The 17889-nt window shown below is 43.0% G+C and carries 17 protein-coding genes and 1 tRNA gene; 17 read left to right on the plus strand and 1 reads right to left on the minus strand.

Features of this window, described 5'->3' with window-relative positions:
- The first annotated feature begins 74 nt into the window (after window positions 1-74).
- On the plus strand, window positions 75-344 hold the full coding sequence (locus tag QFX39_RS02980) for a hypothetical protein (RefSeq protein WP_300477375.1): 270 nt from the start codon (window positions 75-77) through the stop codon (window positions 342-344).
- 16 nt (window positions 345-360) lie between these two features.
- The gene (locus tag QFX39_RS02985) at window positions 361-1371 is read left to right on the plus strand and encodes a potassium channel protein (protein WP_300477377.1); all 1011 of its coding nucleotides are present in this window, start codon (window positions 361-363) and stop codon (window positions 1369-1371) included.
- A gap of 8 nt (window positions 1372-1379) precedes the next feature.
- On the opposite strand, the gene sfsA is transcribed toward QFX39_RS02985, so the two are convergent.
- The gene (gene sfsA, locus QFX39_RS02990) at window positions 1380-2078 is read right to left on the minus strand and encodes a DNA/RNA nuclease SfsA (protein WP_300477378.1); all 699 of its coding nucleotides are present in this window, start codon (window positions 2076-2078) and stop codon (window positions 1380-1382) included.
- Between the two features lie 133 nt (window positions 2079-2211).
- Between sfsA and cfbD the strand changes: the two genes are divergently transcribed.
- The 15 genes from cfbD (at window position 2212) to ftsA (ending at window position 17868) form a co-directional block, all read left to right on the plus strand.
- The gene (gene cfbD, locus QFX39_RS02995) at window positions 2212-3291 is read left to right on the plus strand and encodes a Ni-sirohydrochlorin a,c-diamide reductive cyclase catalytic subunit (protein ID WP_300477379.1); all 1080 of its coding nucleotides are present in this window, start codon (window positions 2212-2214) and stop codon (window positions 3289-3291) included.
- Window positions 3292-4296: a sugar phosphate nucleotidyltransferase gene (locus QFX39_RS03000; RefSeq protein ID WP_300477380.1), complete on the plus strand. Its 1005-nt coding sequence runs from the start codon at window positions 3292-3294 to the stop codon at window positions 4294-4296.
- A 4-nt stretch (window positions 4297-4300) separates the two neighbouring features.
- Window positions 4301-4897, plus strand: a complete 597-nt coding sequence (gene hisH / locus QFX39_RS03005; RefSeq protein ID WP_300477381.1) for an imidazole glycerol phosphate synthase subunit HisH — start codon at window positions 4301-4303, stop codon at window positions 4895-4897.
- 6 nt (window positions 4898-4903) lie between these two features.
- Complete coding sequence (locus tag QFX39_RS03010; protein WP_300477383.1) at window positions 4904-6259, plus strand: AIR synthase-related protein; 1356 nt, start codon at window positions 4904-4906, stop codon at window positions 6257-6259.
- Window positions 6256-6648, plus strand: a complete 393-nt coding sequence (locus tag QFX39_RS03015) for a hypothetical protein (protein ID WP_300477385.1) — start codon at window positions 6256-6258, stop codon at window positions 6646-6648. Before QFX39_RS03010 ends, QFX39_RS03015 begins: the two co-directional genes overlap by 4 nt.
- Before the next feature lie 59 nt (window positions 6649-6707).
- Window positions 6708-6779, plus strand: a tRNA-Arg gene (locus QFX39_RS03020).
- A 373-nt stretch (window positions 6780-7152) separates the two neighbouring features.
- The gene (locus tag QFX39_RS03025; RefSeq protein ID WP_300477386.1) at window positions 7153-8136 is read left to right on the plus strand and encodes a radical SAM protein; all 984 of its coding nucleotides are present in this window, start codon (window positions 7153-7155) and stop codon (window positions 8134-8136) included.
- 14 nt (window positions 8137-8150) lie between these two features.
- Window positions 8151-9092 (plus strand): radical SAM protein, encoded by a 942-nt coding sequence (locus QFX39_RS03030; protein ID WP_300477571.1) that lies wholly within the window; start codon window positions 8151-8153, stop codon window positions 9090-9092.
- Window positions 9092-9946: a UbiA prenyltransferase family protein gene (locus tag QFX39_RS03035; protein ID WP_300477388.1), complete on the plus strand. Its 855-nt coding sequence runs from the start codon at window positions 9092-9094 to the stop codon at window positions 9944-9946. Before QFX39_RS03030 ends, QFX39_RS03035 begins: the two co-directional genes overlap by 1 nt.
- Window positions 9947-9963: 17 nt before the next feature.
- Window positions 9964-10503, plus strand: a complete 540-nt coding sequence (locus QFX39_RS03040; protein WP_300477390.1) for a hypothetical protein — start codon at window positions 9964-9966, stop codon at window positions 10501-10503.
- 53 nt (window positions 10504-10556) lie between these two features.
- Window positions 10557-11342, plus strand: a complete 786-nt coding sequence (locus tag QFX39_RS03045; protein ID WP_300477391.1) for an energy-coupling factor transporter transmembrane component T — start codon at window positions 10557-10559, stop codon at window positions 11340-11342.
- A 1-nt stretch (window position 11343) separates the two neighbouring features.
- Window positions 11344-12981: an energy-coupling factor transporter ATPase gene (locus QFX39_RS03050; RefSeq protein ID WP_300477392.1), complete on the plus strand. Its 1638-nt coding sequence runs from the start codon at window positions 11344-11346 to the stop codon at window positions 12979-12981.
- 10 nt (window positions 12982-12991) lie between these two features.
- Window positions 12992-14722 (plus strand): ABC transporter ATP-binding protein, encoded by a 1731-nt coding sequence (locus QFX39_RS03055; protein WP_300477393.1) that lies wholly within the window; start codon window positions 12992-12994, stop codon window positions 14720-14722.
- Entirely contained in the window at window positions 14723-16447 is a 1725-nt protein-coding gene (locus tag QFX39_RS03060; protein WP_300477394.1) for an ABC transporter ATP-binding protein, read from the plus strand.
- A 71-nt stretch (window positions 16448-16518) separates the two neighbouring features.
- The gene (ftsA, locus tag QFX39_RS03065; RefSeq protein ID WP_300477395.1) at window positions 16519-17868 is read left to right on the plus strand and encodes a coenzyme F390 synthetase; all 1350 of its coding nucleotides are present in this window, start codon (window positions 16519-16521) and stop codon (window positions 17866-17868) included.
- Window positions 17869-17889 lie beyond the last annotated feature (21 nt).

Below are 17889 nucleotides of genomic sequence, written 5' to 3' on the forward strand. Positions count from 1 at the left end.
AGCCGACTAGCAGGACTCTTTCAGAAATTTTTTAATAATGCAAATTAGAAACGTATTGCAGAGGAGGTGCCTGAATGAGATGGATTGCACTTATGCTTTTGATGGTATTTCTTGCCGGCGCCCTTGAAGCATGCGCTGCACACGACTCAGATTCCATGAAACCCACAATCAAGAGGGGCGGATTCAGCGGATTTAAGGGTTCATCAAAGAAGCTCAAAACAGATCTTGACGATGACGATGAGGGGGGCTCCGGCGGCTGGTGGCTGCTTGCAGCTATTGTGATTGTTCTGATTGTTGCTGTGGTTCTGGCATACATATTCTTCACAAGGCGGGGGTCCCCATAAGGGAAGGGTAATTGAAATGGTGCTCATAGTTGAGATAATAAGGAAACACCTTCCCCGGCTTATGAGGGTCCCGGCTGCGCGGATATTCCTCCTTGCAGCAGCGGTCATCGCCTACGGAACCCTTGGATTCCACTTCATTGAGGGTGAATCATGGACGGTATCATTCTACTGGACCTTCGTGACCATAGGGACCGTGGGTTATGGGGACTACAGCCCATCAACACCACTGGGGATGTACTTCACCGTGACCCTCATAGTCCTGGGTATAGGGACATTTGCCATCGCAGTTGAGACACTCCTTGAATTCCTGATAAAGAGACAGCAGATGAGGCTTATGGGGCTGATAGACGTGGTTAAATCAAAACATGTGGTTATATGCGGGTGGAGTGAGAGCACACTGGAGTGCCTGAGGGAACTCGGTGGAAGCGAGGTCTTTGTGCTCGCAGAGGATGAGGGCGTCAGGAAGACTGTCCTCAAGAATGGTGCCAATTTCGTGCATGGAGACCCAACAAGGATATCTGACCTTGAAAAGGCCAATGTAAAGGGTTCAAGGGCAGTTATAGTTGACATGGAGTCTGATTCAGAGACAATACACTGTATACTGGGGATAAGGAAAATTGACTCCAGTGTGAGGATAATAGCCGAGGCCGAACGCTATGAGAACATCGAGCAGATCCGGATGGCAGGGGCCGACCAGGTGATCTCACCATTTGTTATATCCGGCAGGCTCATGTCAAAAAGCATAGACGATGGCTATGAGGCCATGTTTGTACAGGATGTCCTTGCAGAGGGATCCACAAGGAGGATGGTCGAAGTTCCAGTACCCCCTGAAAGCCCCATTGAGGGTGTATCGGTTCTTGAAGCGGACATCCATGAGCGGACAGGCGTGATAGTAATTGGCGTGGGGCGGGGCGATGAACTCATAATAGACCCACCCAGGGATTACGTATTCAAAGAGGGTGATATAATTCTGGGGATAGGGAAAACCCATGAGATAGATCGCCTGATGGAATACATCGGGTCATAATCACGGAATTATGGCCATATAACAGGGATCCGCCTCAGGGGCTCAACACGCACAGAATCGTCAAGAACAGTCCGGAAGGAATATGCTATCACATTCAAACCTTTACCATGGGCTTCTTTCAGTGCATATGAAAATTCAGGGTCCATTTCAATATTCGGAGAGAAAAAACGTGCATTTTCACCAAAAACCAGAAAAAGGACGCTGCTTTTATAGCCCATTGAGAGCGCGGATGCAAGCTCCTCAACATGCCTCCTTCCCCTTACTGTGGGGGCATCAGGGAAGAGTGCCATCTCACCATTTACAAGGGTACAGCCCTTAACCTCAACAAGCATTTCTTCACTTTCTGATGTGAGAAGGAAGTCAATTCTGCTTTTTCCGAATCTGTACTCCCTTTTTTTCACCCTGAAACCATGGAATTCGTCAACAAGCTCCGATTCTATAAGGCTGGCTGCGATGTCACTGTGGAAACCGGAATTCACAAGGACCCACTCGTCCCCCCTTCTGAGTGCTATGACATCAAACCCGGTTTTCCTTTCTTTTCGGGCGGCTTTCCTAACGATAACATCATTTCCAGGTATAAGAAGCTCCTTTAGTCTACCGGGATCCTTGAGGTGGGCCAGCCCCCTTTCACCACCCACATCAACAACCATGGTGAACCTGTTGGGTCTTTCAAGGTATATTCCCATCAGAGGGTTATCTATGATCATGGTAACCATCCTTATATACTAATTTGACTTAAATGAATATCAATCAGTCCATGGATATGAACTGTGGGGTTAGTGAATTCGTGTGCTGATGGATATCAATCACTCCCCGATATGAACTATGAGGTGAGAGAATTTGCATCCAAGACCCAGCCCAATAGCAGCATCACTCTACACACTCAGAGACCTCGATGCTGACGTTATAATCCTCCACGGCCCCCATGGGTGCTGCTTCAGAACAGGAAGGCTCCTTGAAACCGACGGGGTCAGGGTGCTGACCACTGCAATGTCAGAGCAGGACTTCATATTCGGGGCCTCAGATAAACTGGCAGAGACACTCAGAAAGGCATATGAAATGTTTTCACCTGAACTTGTGGGTGTTGTTGGAACCTGTGCCAGCATGATAATAGGCGAGGACCTCAGGGAGGCGGTCCAGAGGGCAGACATACCTGCAAGGGTCCTGACGGTTGAATCCCATGGGGGATTCGGTGAGGGTGACAACACCGAGGGGGCCATAATAGTCCTTGAGGCGGCTGCAGAGCAGGGAATAATCCCCCATGAGGAGGCCGAAAGGCAGATAGAGATGCTCAGACTTGCAACTGAGATTGAGAAGACGAGGGGAATGGCACAGGGCGACTACATACGCCCCTCATATGGTGATGATAAGGATGAGGTGGCATTAAGGGTCAGTGAGGCCATAAAAGATGGTGAAAAAGTTGCATTTGTGCTTAACGCCAAGAAGGAGACATCATACCTATTTGCAGATCCCCTGACACTTCCATTTCACTCAGTAAACCCTGATAACCACCCTCTTATAATTGCAAATCTTGACAGGAACACGGGTCTTCCAAGGATACGCAGACATGCAGCTAACATACTCGCGGAAATAGAGGATGCAGGCAACCGTGTTGATTACATAACAGGGGGCCTCGATGAATACCCGGTAACAGGCAAAAGGGCGGCGGAGATACTGAGGGATGAGGAGATAGAATTTGCAGTCGTATCAGGTGTCCCCCATGCCCTGCCGGTTGAGGAACTTGAACTTGAGTCCGTCGCCGTTACAGACGGGCCAAGGCTCGTGGAACCACTAAGGAAGTTAGGATACACCCATGTGGTGGCTGAACTGGATGCACATGCAAGGACGCTGGGACAGAGCACCACCGTCGCATCAGACTTTGGAGATGCCCTGCGGAGAAACATTGAAAAGGTGATTTAATTGGCTGAAACCGTTGGAATGATACTCTGCGGAGGATTTGGAAAGAGACTGAGACCTTTAACCGAGAAGATACCCAAACCACTCATAGAAATAAAAGAGGGCTACACAATCCTGGATAAACAGCTCTTTGACCTTAAAAATGCAGGTATAAAGAGGACCTATCTCCTCACAGGGTTCCTTGGGGATAAGATAGAGGAGAGGTATGGTGATGAGTACAAGGGCCTTAAACTGGAATATGTGAGGGAGGAGAAACCCCTGGGAACACTCAACGCAATAAGGCTGGGTATGGAGGCCATCGATGGAGATAAACAGTGCATAATACGCAACGGGGATGTGGTGGCGGACCTGAACATAAGGAAAATGATACACCTTGGGGAGATGTCCGATTACCCCCTCACCATCTTTATAACCAAGATGCAGTCACCCTACGGTATAGTGGAACTCAGCGGAGACAAAATAATCAGCTTCAGGGAGAAACCACTCCTTGACTATTACATAAATGCAGGTGTGTACTTCTCCAAGGGGCAGCTGGACTTCGGGGACTTCGAGTCAGGTGATATTGAGAAAACACTCTTCCCGCTCATGGCCAGTGAAAACAAACTCGGCTACTACCGGGAGGACGGCCTCTTCTGGATGGCAATAGACACCTCCAAGGAGCTGGAGGAGATACGTAAGGAGTACCGTAACAGGGAGGACAAGCCCTGGGGCTATGAGAAGGTCCTCATAAACACAGAGAAGTACCTCACAAAGGAGCTGTTCATAAGGGAGGGCTACAGGACATCCTTCCACTACCATGAGAAAAAGGATGAGACCATGTACATAATATCAGGCTCAGGCTACATTGAATTCCAGGACAGGAAGGAGTACTTCAGCAAGAACGACACCATCAGAATTGAACCCGGTGAGAAACACTCCATTGTGGCAATGGAGAACACGGTACTCCATGAGGTATCAACGCCCCACCTCGATGACACCGTCAGGGTGAGGGACTACTACACCAGGTGATCCATTGATAGTCATCATAGATTACGGGAGCGGGAACCTCCGCAGCATCTCCAACGCCTTCAGAAAGATAGGTGCCCATGTTCAGGTAACATCAAGTCCAGAATCCCTCAATGACTCAGATGCCCTCGTGCTTCCAGGGGTGGGGGCCTTTGGAAGTGCAATGGATAAACTTGAGAATTTAAGGGACCCAATAATCAGGAACATAGAGGAGGGTAAACCCTTCCTGGGCATATGCCTGGGACTCCAGGTCCTCCTATCCGAGAGCCAGGAATCACCTGGCGTCAGGGGACTTGATGTGATACCAGGAAGGGTGGTGAGGATACCACCTGGAAACAAGGTGCCACATATGGGCTGGAACCAGCTGATCCCCAGGAGGGACTCCCCACTCCTTGAAGGCGTGGAGGACGAGTACTTCTACTTCGTCCACTCATACCATGCAGAACCGGCAGAAGATGTTGTTGCGGCAACAACCGAGTATGGTATTGAGATGACAGCGGCCATTGAGGCAGATAACGTATATGCAACCCAGTTCCACCCTGAAAAGAGCGGTGAGGCGGGACTTGATATCCTGAGAAACTTCAGGGAAATAATCAGGGGGTAAATTTTAATGGACATAGAGGGATTTGTAAGGCGCAACATAGACCACATGGACGAGGAATCCCTGCGAAGCATCCTGGCAGATAGGATACGGGAATTCAAGAATATCGACACCGAGAGGTCCCTGAGGATGGCAGATGCCGTGATATATGAGGTTAAAAATACACTTGGGACGGATGGTCTGGACGATGGATTGAGGGAGATAATATCATATCCCCTCGCCGGTGTTGGAATGGGCGAGATGGGTGTGGGATCCCGTGGAGAGGGGGACTTCTTTGTCCACAGAAAAATCGCCGATATAGTATCAAGCACAGAAACCGGGGCATTCATAAATCCCGAGGCCCAGGATGATGGTGGGGTTGTAAGGACTGACACCGCTAAGGGAGAGGTCTACATAACAACCGCCGTTGACGGAATCCACTCGAGGCTCAGCGAGTACCCCTTCCTGGGGGGCTTCCATGTTGCAAGGGCCGCCCTCAGGGATGTCTGCGTCATGGGATCCAGGCCAGTTGCACTCATAAGTGACCTGCACCTTGCAGATGATGGGGATGTTGGCAAACTCTTTGACTTCACAGCGGGTGTAGCGGCGGTCTCTGAACTGGTGGATGTCCCCGTGGTTGCAGGGAGCACATTGAGGGTCGGTGGCGACATGGTCCTCGGCGACAGGCTCGTGAGTGCGGTGGGAGCCATTGGGGTTTCAGGGACACCACCAACGGCCAGGAAGAGGGCCGAGCCAGGCGATATTATACTCCTTACAGAGGGCTCAGGAGGGGGCACCATCACCACAGCTGCCATCTACCATGGGCTCTTTGATGTTGTATGGGAGACCCTTGATGTGAACTTCATAAGGGCATCCGGGGCCATAATGGAGGCAGGGCTCCTTGAAGTGATCCATGCAATGACCGACGTCACAAATGGCGGGCTCAGGGGCGATGCCCATGAGATATCATCAACCACCGGCGTGGGCCTTGAATTCGATGCAGAGGCTGTGAGGTCAATGGTAAACCCAAGGGTACTTGAAATGCTCGAAGAACTTGAAATTGACCCCCTGGGGGTTTCAATTGACTCCCTCATGATAATAGCACCTGAGGATGTCTCCCATGATGTCATGAGGGCAGTTGAAGGTGCAGGTGTCCCCATAGCCGAGGTGGGAATGGTCACCGATTCAGGTGTTCCCATCCTCATAGGGGATGGTGAGATGAAGGAGCTCAGACCCCTCTTCCGTGAGGCCGCCTACACACAGATAAAGAAGATGGTTGGCGATGAAACACCCCATGACTTTGAGGAGATGAAGAGAAAGGTTGAGGAGGCCGCAAGGAGGGCCATAGAGAAGAAGGATATGATTGTTAAACTCATAGGGAAGTGAATGGTGTCCATATGGATGATGGGGGCTACATATCAACCCTGGATGCGGTCCTTGGACTTGCAGTGGTCTTCATACTTACGGCATCAGTTCTCAACACCGGCACAGCTCCTGTGGATGACACCCTGGAAGCTTCAGATGTCCTTGATGCAATGGCATCCTACCCTGCAGATAAACCGCTGCTTGAGGAACTTGCAGAGTCCTCTAATGCTACAGCTGCATCAGGGTTCCTCAACATGACCCTTGAGGGGATGAACTACAATCTGACCATGGATAATGGTTCTGGAGAGGTTACAGTTGCCTCCCGCGGTTTAATGGGGGATGCAGAAAACATAGATACCGCTGTGGCCTGCCGGGGCACTGTGCTCTTCAGGCTTTATGTGTGGAGATGATTGCTGGCATGGAAAAATATTAATAGTTGATTGCCCAATCTTTTTATTGGTTTCATTTTGCCCTGATAGTGTAGCGGATATCACGTAGGACTGCGGATCCTATTACCCGGGTTCAAGTCCCGGTCAGGGCATCTACTCAGTAAACTTTCATGAGATAGGTTTTAGTCATGGCTTTGGTTTTTTATAATATATTTTTTCTATAACCTCTCTTTTATACTTGAAAAAGCCACTATTTTGATGATCCTAGGTCATCGCTTATTAGGCTCATTAAATACAGTAAAATTAATACTTACAACTCTAATTAATGAATAAAAATATTACTAAAAATTAAATAGTAAATATTATATTATTCTTAGAATAATTAATATTATAGCTTAAAAGGAGGTTGAAGGATGGACTATGAAGAATTTTTGGAAATGGGATGTTTCCATAACCATTGAGATAGTTATTTGTTTATTTATTTTTGAAGAATTGGAATTATTAATTGGGTATTGGGGGCTATAAATGGAATATATCCCCTTTCTATTGGTATTTCACATAACTGGGCACTGCAATTTGAAGTGTTGTTATTGTTATGCAAATCGATATAAACGGGAACATGTTGACTTTGATGCTATAAAGGATGTTTTAAGACAATCAAAGGAATTAGGTTCAAGACATGTTATATTTAGTGGAGGGGAACCACTAATTCACCCAGAATTTCATGAGATATTAGAATATGCCAGTGAACTCCAACTTGGCATTCACATAACGTCTAATGGCACTCTCCTTGATAATGAAACTACAGTGAAATTAAAATCGGTGGATGCTAAAGTCACGATAAGTCTTGATGGGGCTTTTCCAGAAATAAATGACCCATTACGGGGGCCCGGGACATTCAAAATGGCTGTAAGTGCAATAGAAAATCTTGTAGACAACGGTGTTTATACTTCGATGAGAATGACTCTGCTTAAAAGTAATTTATTCAATGTACGTGATTATATTGAACTTGCTATAGAAAAAGGGGTAAATCGCTGCATAATTGAACGCATGACATTATCAAACTATAATAAAAGAGAATTAGCAAACCTAGAAATCACAAAAGAGGACCTTTTTCATACCTTTAAAATACTTTACGACTATAAGGACCTTAAATGTCTCAGAATAGGATCTAATGATCCACTCTGGCTTATTTTTTGTCGGAAAAACTATATTGATAAAGACAATATATGTGGAGGATGTACTGCAGGTGTAGCTGCTGTTTCTATTAACCCTGATTTAACAGTATCCCCTTGTCCTAGATTAGATATCATTTGTGGCAGTTTAAAGGACCATTCTTTAAAATCTCTCTGGAAAAAATCGGAGGTTTTTAGGAATTTACGTAATAGGAATCTTTTTGAAGGATGTAATTCGTGTCAATTTAAAAATCTTTGTGGTGGTTGCAGAGGAGCCGCTCATGCCCATGGATTCTATTTAGGAAGAGATCCTCAGTGCTGGAGGCTAGAATAATGAACTGCGTACTTATGGTTACTAAATCGTGTAATATAACTTGTAAATACTGTTATATGGATTCAAAAAGTATAGATTCCAAAATTGAACCACTTAAACCCATAATGGATATAATAGAATTATTAGAAACCATAAAACTCGAAAAATTGGTATTGGGAGGCGGAGAACCTTTTTTAAGAAAAGATATATTCAAAATACTTGAAGATAGTGTAAAGAGGTTTTGCACCAGTATTTTAACAAATGGAACCATGATTAATAAAAAAATTGTGGAAAAACTGAAATATACAGGAATTGATTGTATAAGCATTAGTTTAGATTCACCACACCCTACAATCCATAACCAATTTAGAGATAATTCCTTTTCTGATGCTCTAGAATCCATTAAAAGCTGCATAAAACATGGAATAGATGTTGATATGGGGGTTTGTGTACATAAAAAAAATTTTGAATATTCAATAGAGCTCATTAAAATGGCTGAAGATCTTGGTCTCTCATCAATTACCTTTGAAGGACTTAATCTTATAGGAAGAGCTGAAGACCGCAAATATCTGCAACTTGAAGCGCAAGAAACAGATCATTTTTTAGAGAAAGTATACGAATATTTAAAAGATGAAAAACCGGATATCAATGTTATAATGTTTTATCCCCAATGGGTTAGATGGGACAGTAATGCTAAGGGATGTGAAGCTGCAAAAAGCTTTTTTGGCATCTTACCTAACGGAGAAATGGTACCATGCACCAATATACCTATTTCATTGGGCAATGTACTCAATAAAGATTTTGAAGTTCTATGGAATAGTGAAATTATGAATAAGATCCGGAATTACAGAAGGGGAGGTTGTAAAATATGCAAATATAAAGATAAATGTGGTGGTTGCCGAAGCAGAGCCTATTGTACAGGTGATTTACTTGGAAGCGACCCTCTATGTACATTATCTCATGAGAAGGTGATTTAGTGTCAAATAAAAGACGTATTATCAGGGAATTAATTACCCTTCCTAGACCACAACTTTTTCCTATCCCAGCCAGTGCGGGGATGTGTGGGCTGGCTTTATCTTCATCCAGTATTAATTTTCATGAAATATCAAATGCAATAATAATACCTATTTTAATTTGGTGTGGTGGCCAGGTGTTAAATGACCTTTTTGATTCAGAGTTTGACAAAATATACCATCCTGAGTGGCCTATTCCATCAGGGTTGATAAATAAAAATCTGGCTTTTGTTTATGCAATGATCTTTTATATGGCCGGGTTTTTAGTTGCATTCTACATAAACATTTATTGTTTAATAACAACAGCTGTTGCGGCTTTTTTTGCTACAGTATACAATCAATTAAAGAGAAGAGGCATTTATGGGAATATTTGTTTTGGTTTGGCTGTGGCTTCATGCGTGTTAATTGGAACAGCTATAAATAAGGCCATATCCATGTTAATTTTACTTGTTATATTTATATCAAGCTTGGTTCATATGAGTGATAATATACTTGGGACTTTTCCTGACATTGAAGCAGATAAAAAGATTGGTTTTCAAACATTACCTATACAAATAGGACCCGAATACTCGGCCATCATTAGTTTTGTACTTTTTTCACTGGCAAGTTTACTTACTCTGTTATTATGGAGAGTGGGCTTGAGTATTTTCTATTTGCCTTTGGCTACTGTGGCTATAGTCTCTATATTATGGACTTCTTTTCTTGTTTTAAAGGATCCTATGAAATTCTGTAGACTAGAAGGGTTCTGGATTGTATATTCATTATTCATGGGTGAAATATTGCTTTATACATCTTTGATAGTAGGTTCCTGTATCTAATGTCAAGAGGTGGAAGAATGTCTGAAAAATATCGAAGCTTTCACTTTACCAATAGGGAAATTGCTATGCTGGCAGCATTCTCGGTTCTACTGCTATCTGTAGATCTTATCTGGATTTTAGGTCCTATTCTGGGAAATATAATCTATGGAATTATTGATGGGATTATACTGATCACGGCAGCCATTGTTATTGGTAGGAGGTACACTGTCTTAAACCTTGGAATAATTCGGACTATCGTCGAAATATTTATAGCAGGCGCTTTTGTGGGGACCCTCACGGCATTTGATTATCTGGTCAGTGCGCTAGTACTTGAGACGATTTTACAGTTTTCAACACCATATGCAGCAAATTTAAGAATCAATGTCCTTGGCATGACACTGTATGGTTTGGTAACAAGGTTGATGTTCATAACAATAAGTGTTTTTATTTATGGCATGATTTTACCCCTCTGGCTCATGTTATTCATGATTATTGTGCCTGTCATAACCTATGCAATAGGAGGATTTATAGGCCACGGTGTAGGCAACAGAGTTAAGAATACTGTGACAGCAATATAAAGTTCAATTTCAGACCTGAAAATTCAATTAAATCAGAAAAATAGGGTTATTCAATGATTGAGTATATAAACTCAGATTCAATAATCCACAAATTGAATCCCTTTACAAAATTTTTATTCTCCCTCATAGTTTTAACTGCGAGCATAATAACATCTTCCGTATGGATTCTGGCATCTTTAATAACGGTTTCTATAATTTGCTGGTTAACCGCAAGGATTCCCCTTAAAAATTTTAAAGTATTACTCATTGTCATAGTTGCAATGATTGTAATCGGTACTTTAACTCAATCTCTATTCTTTACAGAGAAACCCGGATACACTGGAACCAAAACAGTTCTTTTTAATATAATTCCATATGATCTGCCAGTAATAGGTGCTCTACCCATCACACTTGAAGGACTAAAGTATGGAATTATCTTTTCCATGAGAATGACAGCAATAGTAATTTCGTCACTCCTACTTCCTATCACGACACACCCAACTGAAATAATACTAATGTTAAAAAGGATGAAATTTCCAGAGTGGTTGATTCTGGTTATTACAATGTCCATCCGTTTTTTACCCATGAGCATCCAAAACTTCAACACCATGAGAAATGCTCAGCGACTTAGAAAGGGTAGGCTTGAATTGAAGGATCTTCTTTTGCTTTTGGAGTCTCTCATCATAATATCAGTTTTAACAGCAAAGAAGATGGCACTTTCACTGGAAATTAAAGCATTTGGACACAGCAAAAAAAGGACCTCCTTTAAGACCCTTCAATTCCGTTTCCGGGATTTAATATTCACCTTGTTTTCAATCACGATTCTTTTTATAGCGCTACTCGACAGGTGGTGGTCCTGAAATGGACGCAATCCAAATAAAAAATTTTTCATTTCGTTACGCAGGTTCAGATAAACCCGCACTTCGGAGAATAAACTTTACAGTAAAAAAAGGGGAATTTGTTGGAATCACGGGAAAATCAGGCTGTGGAAAATCTACTCTCCTTTATGCTTTAAGAGGGATAATCCCCCATGCAGTTAAAGGTGAAAGGCGGGGTTCAGTCAGAGTCTGGGGACTCGATACAGAGGAAAATGGAATAGAAACACTCACATCTCATGTGGGTATGGTGTTCCAGAATCCAGAACTTCAGATTTTTAGTGTAACCGTTGAGGATGAAGTTGCCTTTGTAGCTGAGAACTTAGGTTATTCCCCTGACAAAATAGAGGAATGTGTAGATTTTGCACTAAACGCTGTGGATATAGCCGAAATCAGATATCGTTACCCTCATGATTTATCTGGCGGAGAAAAACAGAAGCTGGCCATAGCATCTGTCTTATCAGTTAAACCTGAAATCCTATTATTGGATGAGCCAACATCGGAACTTGATGCAAAGGGAAGACACATGGTTCTTGAAACCCTAAGAAAATTGAATTCTAAAGGCATGACTGTAATAATTGCGGAACATAACCTTGATGAGGTAGCCCCCCTTATGGACAGGTTGATTATTCTGGATGAAGGCCGAGTCAGAGTTTCTGGAAAGCCAGAGAATGTATTCAGATCTAAAAAATTTTTTGAACTAAAATTAAGAGCTCCCCAAGTTGTTGAGGTCGGTATGAAGCTTAGAGAGCAGAAAGTTCCTCTATCGATATATGATGCTACGGAGTGTCTGAAAAATAAACTCCATGATATCCAGGTTCAGAGATATGATTGTCAGACTCCTCGGGGAAAACCGGTAATTGAGGTGAGGAATCTCTTCTTCCAGAAGGATGGTAGGAAAATTCTAGATAATATCAATATGCATATCAATAGGGGAGAGGTTGTAGGGCTAATCGGTCCGAATGGTTCAGGAAAAACAACCCTCGCAATGATGCTAACGGGCATTTTAAGACCTTCGAAAGGAAAAATTAGGATTCTAGACGAATTTGTAGATGGAAACCCACGAAAAGTTCATGGAAAAATTGGGTTTCTTTTTCAGAACCCAGAACATCAAATTTTCTGCAGTTCTGTAAAATCTGAGGTTAAATATGGAGCTGAAAATAGGGGGGATCTGGTTTCTGCCCTGCTAAAAAAGATGGATCTTGAGAAGTTTGAGGATAAACATCCACTAACCCTTAGTAGGGGGGAGTTGCAGAGAGTAGCAACTGCCACAGTACTTTCAATGGATCCTGAAATACTTATTATAGATGAACCAACGACTGGGCAGGACTGGGATCATGTAAAGGGGTTCATGGATTTTCTCATGGGCCTGAGAACGAAAGGAAAGACGATTCTCCTCATTACACATGATATGAGAGTAGCTGCAGAGTACTGCCAGAGGCTGCTTGTAATGAAAAAGGGGAAGATAGTGATGGATTCATACACACGGAATGTCTTTGCAAATGTGGAATTCCTTAAGGAAGCCGACCTGAAACCTCCACCTATTTCCGAGATAAGTCGGATGGCAGGTATAAATCCGCCTCTTCTCAGGGTGCATGAGATCAGATTAAAGAAATGTGGGTGAGGGATAGGAGGTGCTGGGGCTCATTAAACTGGCTGGAAAAAGGAGAGTTAAACTTTTCATAGCATGTTCATTGCATGTAATCGCTTCTGCTCTGGCAGTAGTCCCATTCCTTGTGATATACCTTATTTTCATTGAGATATTCAGTGGATCCTGCAACCATCGGAGGGTATGGATGCTAATGGCTTTAATACCAATTATCTACTTGGCAATGTCAGCTATCCTTGTATCTGCATACAATGTATCACATGCTGCAGCATATGAAATCCTTGCAGACACCAGAATTGATCTGGGAAGGAAATTTTTCAATTTGCCAATGGGATATTTCAATGATAAGAATACTGGTGAACTGGAAACAGTAATGAATGAGAATGTAGAAATTCTTGAGCTTTTTTTAGCCCACCACCTTCCAGAGATGATAAGTACAGTATTTGTACCTTTATCCCTTGCATTGATACTCTTCTTAATGGATTGGAGGATGGCAATGGCTTCTATACTACCAGTGACCCTTGCAATGGCTGTGATCATGACAAAAGATCAGAAATGGAAAGATATGATCGACGCGTATCTTAGGGCTCAGGCAGAAATTAATTCAACAATTTTGGAATACGTAGAGGGTATTAAGGTGATTAAGGCCTTCAATCAAACACCCAATTCATTCAGGCGCTATCTAAACACCATGGCTTGCTGGAGGGAAAGTATGATTGAATGGTCAAGAGAAAGGGCCCTTCCCTTCACGATTTACCAGGCTCTGATAACATCCACCCCAATATTTATAATTCCGGCGGGTCTTTTGCTATATAACCTAGAAATTATTTCTAAGGATACATTTTTAATGTTTCTCATACTCGGTCCAGTTTTAGGAAGCCTCTTTATGCGCATATATGACTTTTTAAGGTACGGTGTTGAGGAAAAGGAATGCGTAAATAGGATCAGGAAGGTGTTAAATGCAGATGAGATGATTGATAATGGAAATGAAAATGTTGAATACTTTGATATAACATTCAGGAATGTTTATTTTGCCTATGAAACCGGAAATGCTGTGCTGAAGGGTATAAGCTTTCATGTACCGAACGGAACAAGATGTGCCATCGTTGGACCTTCTGGGGCGGGTAAAACCACGATAGCAAGGTTGATATGTAGATTCTGGGATGTCGACGATGGTGAGATTCTCGTTGGAGGATGCGACATAAAGGATATGTCAGTAAAGGATCTTCTATCACATGTTTCAATGGTTCTACAGGAACCATACCTCTTCAATGATACGATACTGGAGAATATCAAGATGGGAAATCCTGATGCATCTGTTGATGATGTAATTGTGGCTTCAAAGGTCGCTGGGTGTCATAAATTCATAGAAAAACTTCCTAATGGTTATTTAACTTGTGTAGGTGAAAGTGGCGTGAAATTGAGTGGTGGAGAAAAACAGAGAATTTCAATTGCAAGGGCATTTTTAAAGGATGCACCTATCGTTATAATTGATGAAGCCACGGCATTTCTTGATCCGGAAAACGAGGCGATAATACAGGAAGCTGTAAGTAAGTTAACCTCTAATAAAACTGTCATTGTGATAACTCATAAACTTCATACAATACGTGAAGTGGAAAATATACTTGTCATTAAAGAAGGAAAAATAGTTGAAAGGGGACATTTTGATGAATTGATAACTAAAGACGGTCTTTTCAGGGAAATGTGGCATGATTATATGTCATCGATGAACTGGAGTATTAAAAAGGTGAGATGAATGTATAGTAGATTATTTCACCTTGTGGGAAAAAATAAGAATCAGTTAAAGTTCACACTTATTTTAATGTCAATTTATGGCATTATCAAAACTGCCCCTCTAGCTTTTCTTTATTTAATTATAGTAGAGTTTTTAAAGCCCGTTCTTAATATTCCAAGGATTTTAACCATATACTTACTTATGGTGGTTAGCTACGTAATCATAAACAGCATTGACCACTATCTGTTTCTCAGATCAATGCAGCAAGGCCTTAAAATTTCCTATGATCTCAGAATGAAACTTGGAAATAAATTAACAAAAATATCACTGGGGATTTTCACAAAAAAAACCACGGGAGAGTTTAATACAACACTTAGCGAATATGTGAGCAGGGTGGAATATTTCATAACATATATGGCACCATACCTAATTACCTCAAAGGCATCATTTATTTTTATCATAATCATTTTTTTTATTTTGGATTGGAGGATTGCACTGGCTTCCATTTCAGCGATTCCTCTGATTTGGATGGCCTTTAGATATTCTGATAAAATTTCTGAAAAGGTCAAAAGGGAACGAGAAAGGTCACTTTTCAGACTGAATTCACGGATAGTTGAATTCATAGAATGCATGCCAGCCATAAAAATTTTCAATCAGGAATTTTCTAGCCTTAATAAGTTGAGAAAAAGTGTAGAGGATTTTAGGGATAGGAACATAAACACTGTATCGGCTACAGTAATTCCTAATATAATCCTCCTTATATCTTCAAGTTTACTGATAGGATTCATCATGCCAGCATCATTATATCTTTATTTCAGGGGGGCACTGAACTCTGAAATCCTCGTATTCTGTTTAATAGCCGCACCTGCACTCTCAGAGGCTCTCGCACATTATCTTTATGGTTACCTCCACATGAAACATTCAGTTGGTAAAGCAATGAATCACATAATCAAACTTTTAGAGATGAAAACCCTTCCAGAATCATGTGAAAGCAGAGAACCTGAAAAATTTGATATCGAATTTGAAAATGTTACCTTTTACTATGAGGAGAAAAAAATACTCGATAACATCAGTTTCAGAGTTCCTGAGAACAGTATAACGGCACTTGTGGGCCCATCAGGCGCTGGTAAGACAACCATTACAAATCTCATCCTCCGATTCTGGGACCCTACCTCAGGTAAGGTGAAGATTGGAGGCTATGATCTGCGGGATATGGATATGGAGACGCTCTTTTCATGTGTTTCCATAGTCTTTCAAGATGTCATACTTTTCAATAACACCGTTAAGGAGAATATAAGAATTGGAAGGAATGATGCAAGTGATGATGAAGTCATAAAGGCTGCCAAGGCTGCCAGGTGCCATGAATTTATAATTCAACTCCCCCGGGGATATGATACTGTCATAGGGGAAAAAGGGGCAAGGTTAAGTGGCGGGGAAAGACAGAGGATAGCGATAGCCAGAGCAATTCTTAAGGATTCACCAATTCTTATTCTGGATGAGGCAACTGTTTATGTGGATCCTGGAAACGAAAAATCGATACAGGAGGCACTCGGAGAATTGATCAGGAACCGAACAGTTCTTATGATCGCTCACAGACTTTCCACAATAAGATCAGCAGACCAGATAATAGTCATTAAAGATGGTAAAATCGCTGAAAAGGGTAAACATAATGAGTTAATGAAACAAAATGGACTTTATAGGTATTTATGGGAGATCCAGGAATCTGCAGAAGCATGGAAAATTTAAAGTAGTGGAACTTTATGAGACCCCACAGCTACTTATGTTTGCGTATTCAAGATAAATAATGGTGGGTTGTCATGGGGAACTACTTCAACCCTGAAATAGAGACAATGGAACGGGGGGACCTGGACGCCCTCGTGGAGGAAAGGATAAGGTATACAGTGAACTATGCCTACGAGAACTCCCCATTCTACAGTAAATGGTTCAGGAAAAACAAGATCAAACCCTCGGATATAAGGAGCCATGAGGACCTCAGGGAGCTCCCGATAATAACCGGTGAAACAGTCAGGGAAAACCAGCCCCCTGAAAGGGATGACTTCGAATTCAGATGCGCCCCATGGGAGGATATATACACCATACATGAGACCAGCGGTACCAGTGGAAGGCCTAAGTCCTTCTTCCTAACATGGGGGGACTGGCAGAGGTACGCCGAGAAGTACGCAAGGTCATTCGTATCCCAGGGATTTGAGAGGGGCGACAGGGTGGTTGTATGTGCCTCCTATGGCATGAACGTGGGTGCAAATACCATGACCCTCGCAGCGCAGAAGATAGGGATGACCATAATCCCCGAGGGCAAATGCACCTTTCCTGTGAGGATAATAGAGAGCTACCGTCCCACGGGCATAGTTGCAAGCATATTCAAACTCCTGAGGCTTGCGAGGCGCATGAAGGAACAGGGCCTTGACCCCCGGGAGTCAAGTATAAGGAGACTGGTTGTGGGTGGTGAAAGCTTCGCACCCGAATCAAGGGAGTACGTGGAGGAAATATGGGGCGTGGAAGTCTACAACACCTATGGAAGCACAGAGGGGACCATGTGCGGAGAATGCCACATCAAGGAGGGCCTGCATGTCCCTGAGGACCTGGTGCACCTGGACGTTTATGATCCAGCCATGAGGGACTTTGTTGATGATGGGGAGTGCGGCAGAATAGTCCTCACAACACTCCTGCCCGTGGGTGAGAAAACAGGGACCCTCCTCCTCAACTATGACACCGAGGACACCACGGTTGTAATCTCAAGGGATAGGTGCAAATGTGGAAGGACCCATATGAGGATAATGAACCCTGAAAGGGAGGCTGAGACCTTCTGGGTGGCAGGGCACCCGTTCAACAGGGTTGATGTTGAGGCTGCAGTTTTCCAGAGGGAGAATATGGATTATCTAACAGGTGAATACGAGGCTTTCCTCTATGGTGACGAGGATGAGGGGCCAATAACAATGAGGGTGTCTCTGGAGTGTGAGGACCCTGAAAACTGTGCCTTGGACCTAATAAAGGAGAACTTTATAAAGGCATTCTTCAAATATAAGAGAGAGCTCTACGAAGCATATACAGAGGGTCTTTTTGAGATACTTTTCAACTTCACAGGGCCAGGGGAACTTGAATTCTACAGGGTCAAGGGAAGACCAAAACGTATCGTTGATAGAAGATAACGGCGATATTTGAGGTTGATA

It is taken from the genome of Methanothermobacter sp. (assembly GCF_030055425.1).
GTDB lineage: Archaea > Methanobacteriota > Methanobacteria > Methanobacteriales > Methanothermobacteraceae > Methanothermobacter.

Excerpts from the sequence above, each read along its gene's own strand:
- QFX39_RS02980 (WP_300477375.1), top strand. The coding sequence starts at position 75 with ATGAGATGGATTGCACTTATGCTTTTGATGGTATTTCTTGCCGGCGCC.
- QFX39_RS02985 (WP_300477377.1), top strand. The coding sequence starts at position 361 with ATGGTGCTCATAGTTGAGATAATAAGGAAACACCTTCCCCGGCTTATG.
- sfsA (WP_300477378.1), bottom strand. The coding sequence starts at position 2,078 with ATGATCATAGATAACCCTCTGATGGGAATATACCTTGAAAGACCCAAC.
- QFX39_RS03010 (WP_300477383.1), top strand. The coding sequence starts at position 4,904 with ATGGACATAGAGGGATTTGTAAGGCGCAACATAGACCACATGGACGAG.
- QFX39_RS03025 (WP_300477386.1), top strand. The coding sequence starts at position 7,153 with ATGGAATATATCCCCTTTCTATTGGTATTTCACATAACTGGGCACTGC.
- QFX39_RS03030 (WP_300477571.1), top strand. The coding sequence starts at position 8,151 with ATGGTTACTAAATCGTGTAATATAACTTGTAAATACTGTTATATGGAT.
- QFX39_RS03040 (WP_300477390.1), top strand. The coding sequence starts at position 9,964 with ATGTCTGAAAAATATCGAAGCTTTCACTTTACCAATAGGGAAATTGCT.
- QFX39_RS03045 (WP_300477391.1), top strand. The coding sequence starts at position 10,557 with ATGATTGAGTATATAAACTCAGATTCAATAATCCACAAATTGAATCCC.
- QFX39_RS03050 (WP_300477392.1), top strand. The coding sequence starts at position 11,344 with ATGGACGCAATCCAAATAAAAAATTTTTCATTTCGTTACGCAGGTTCA.
- QFX39_RS03060 (WP_300477394.1), top strand. The coding sequence starts at position 14,723 with ATGTATAGTAGATTATTTCACCTTGTGGGAAAAAATAAGAATCAGTTA.
- ftsA (WP_300477395.1), top strand. The coding sequence starts at position 16,519 with ATGGGGAACTACTTCAACCCTGAAATAGAGACAATGGAACGGGGGGAC.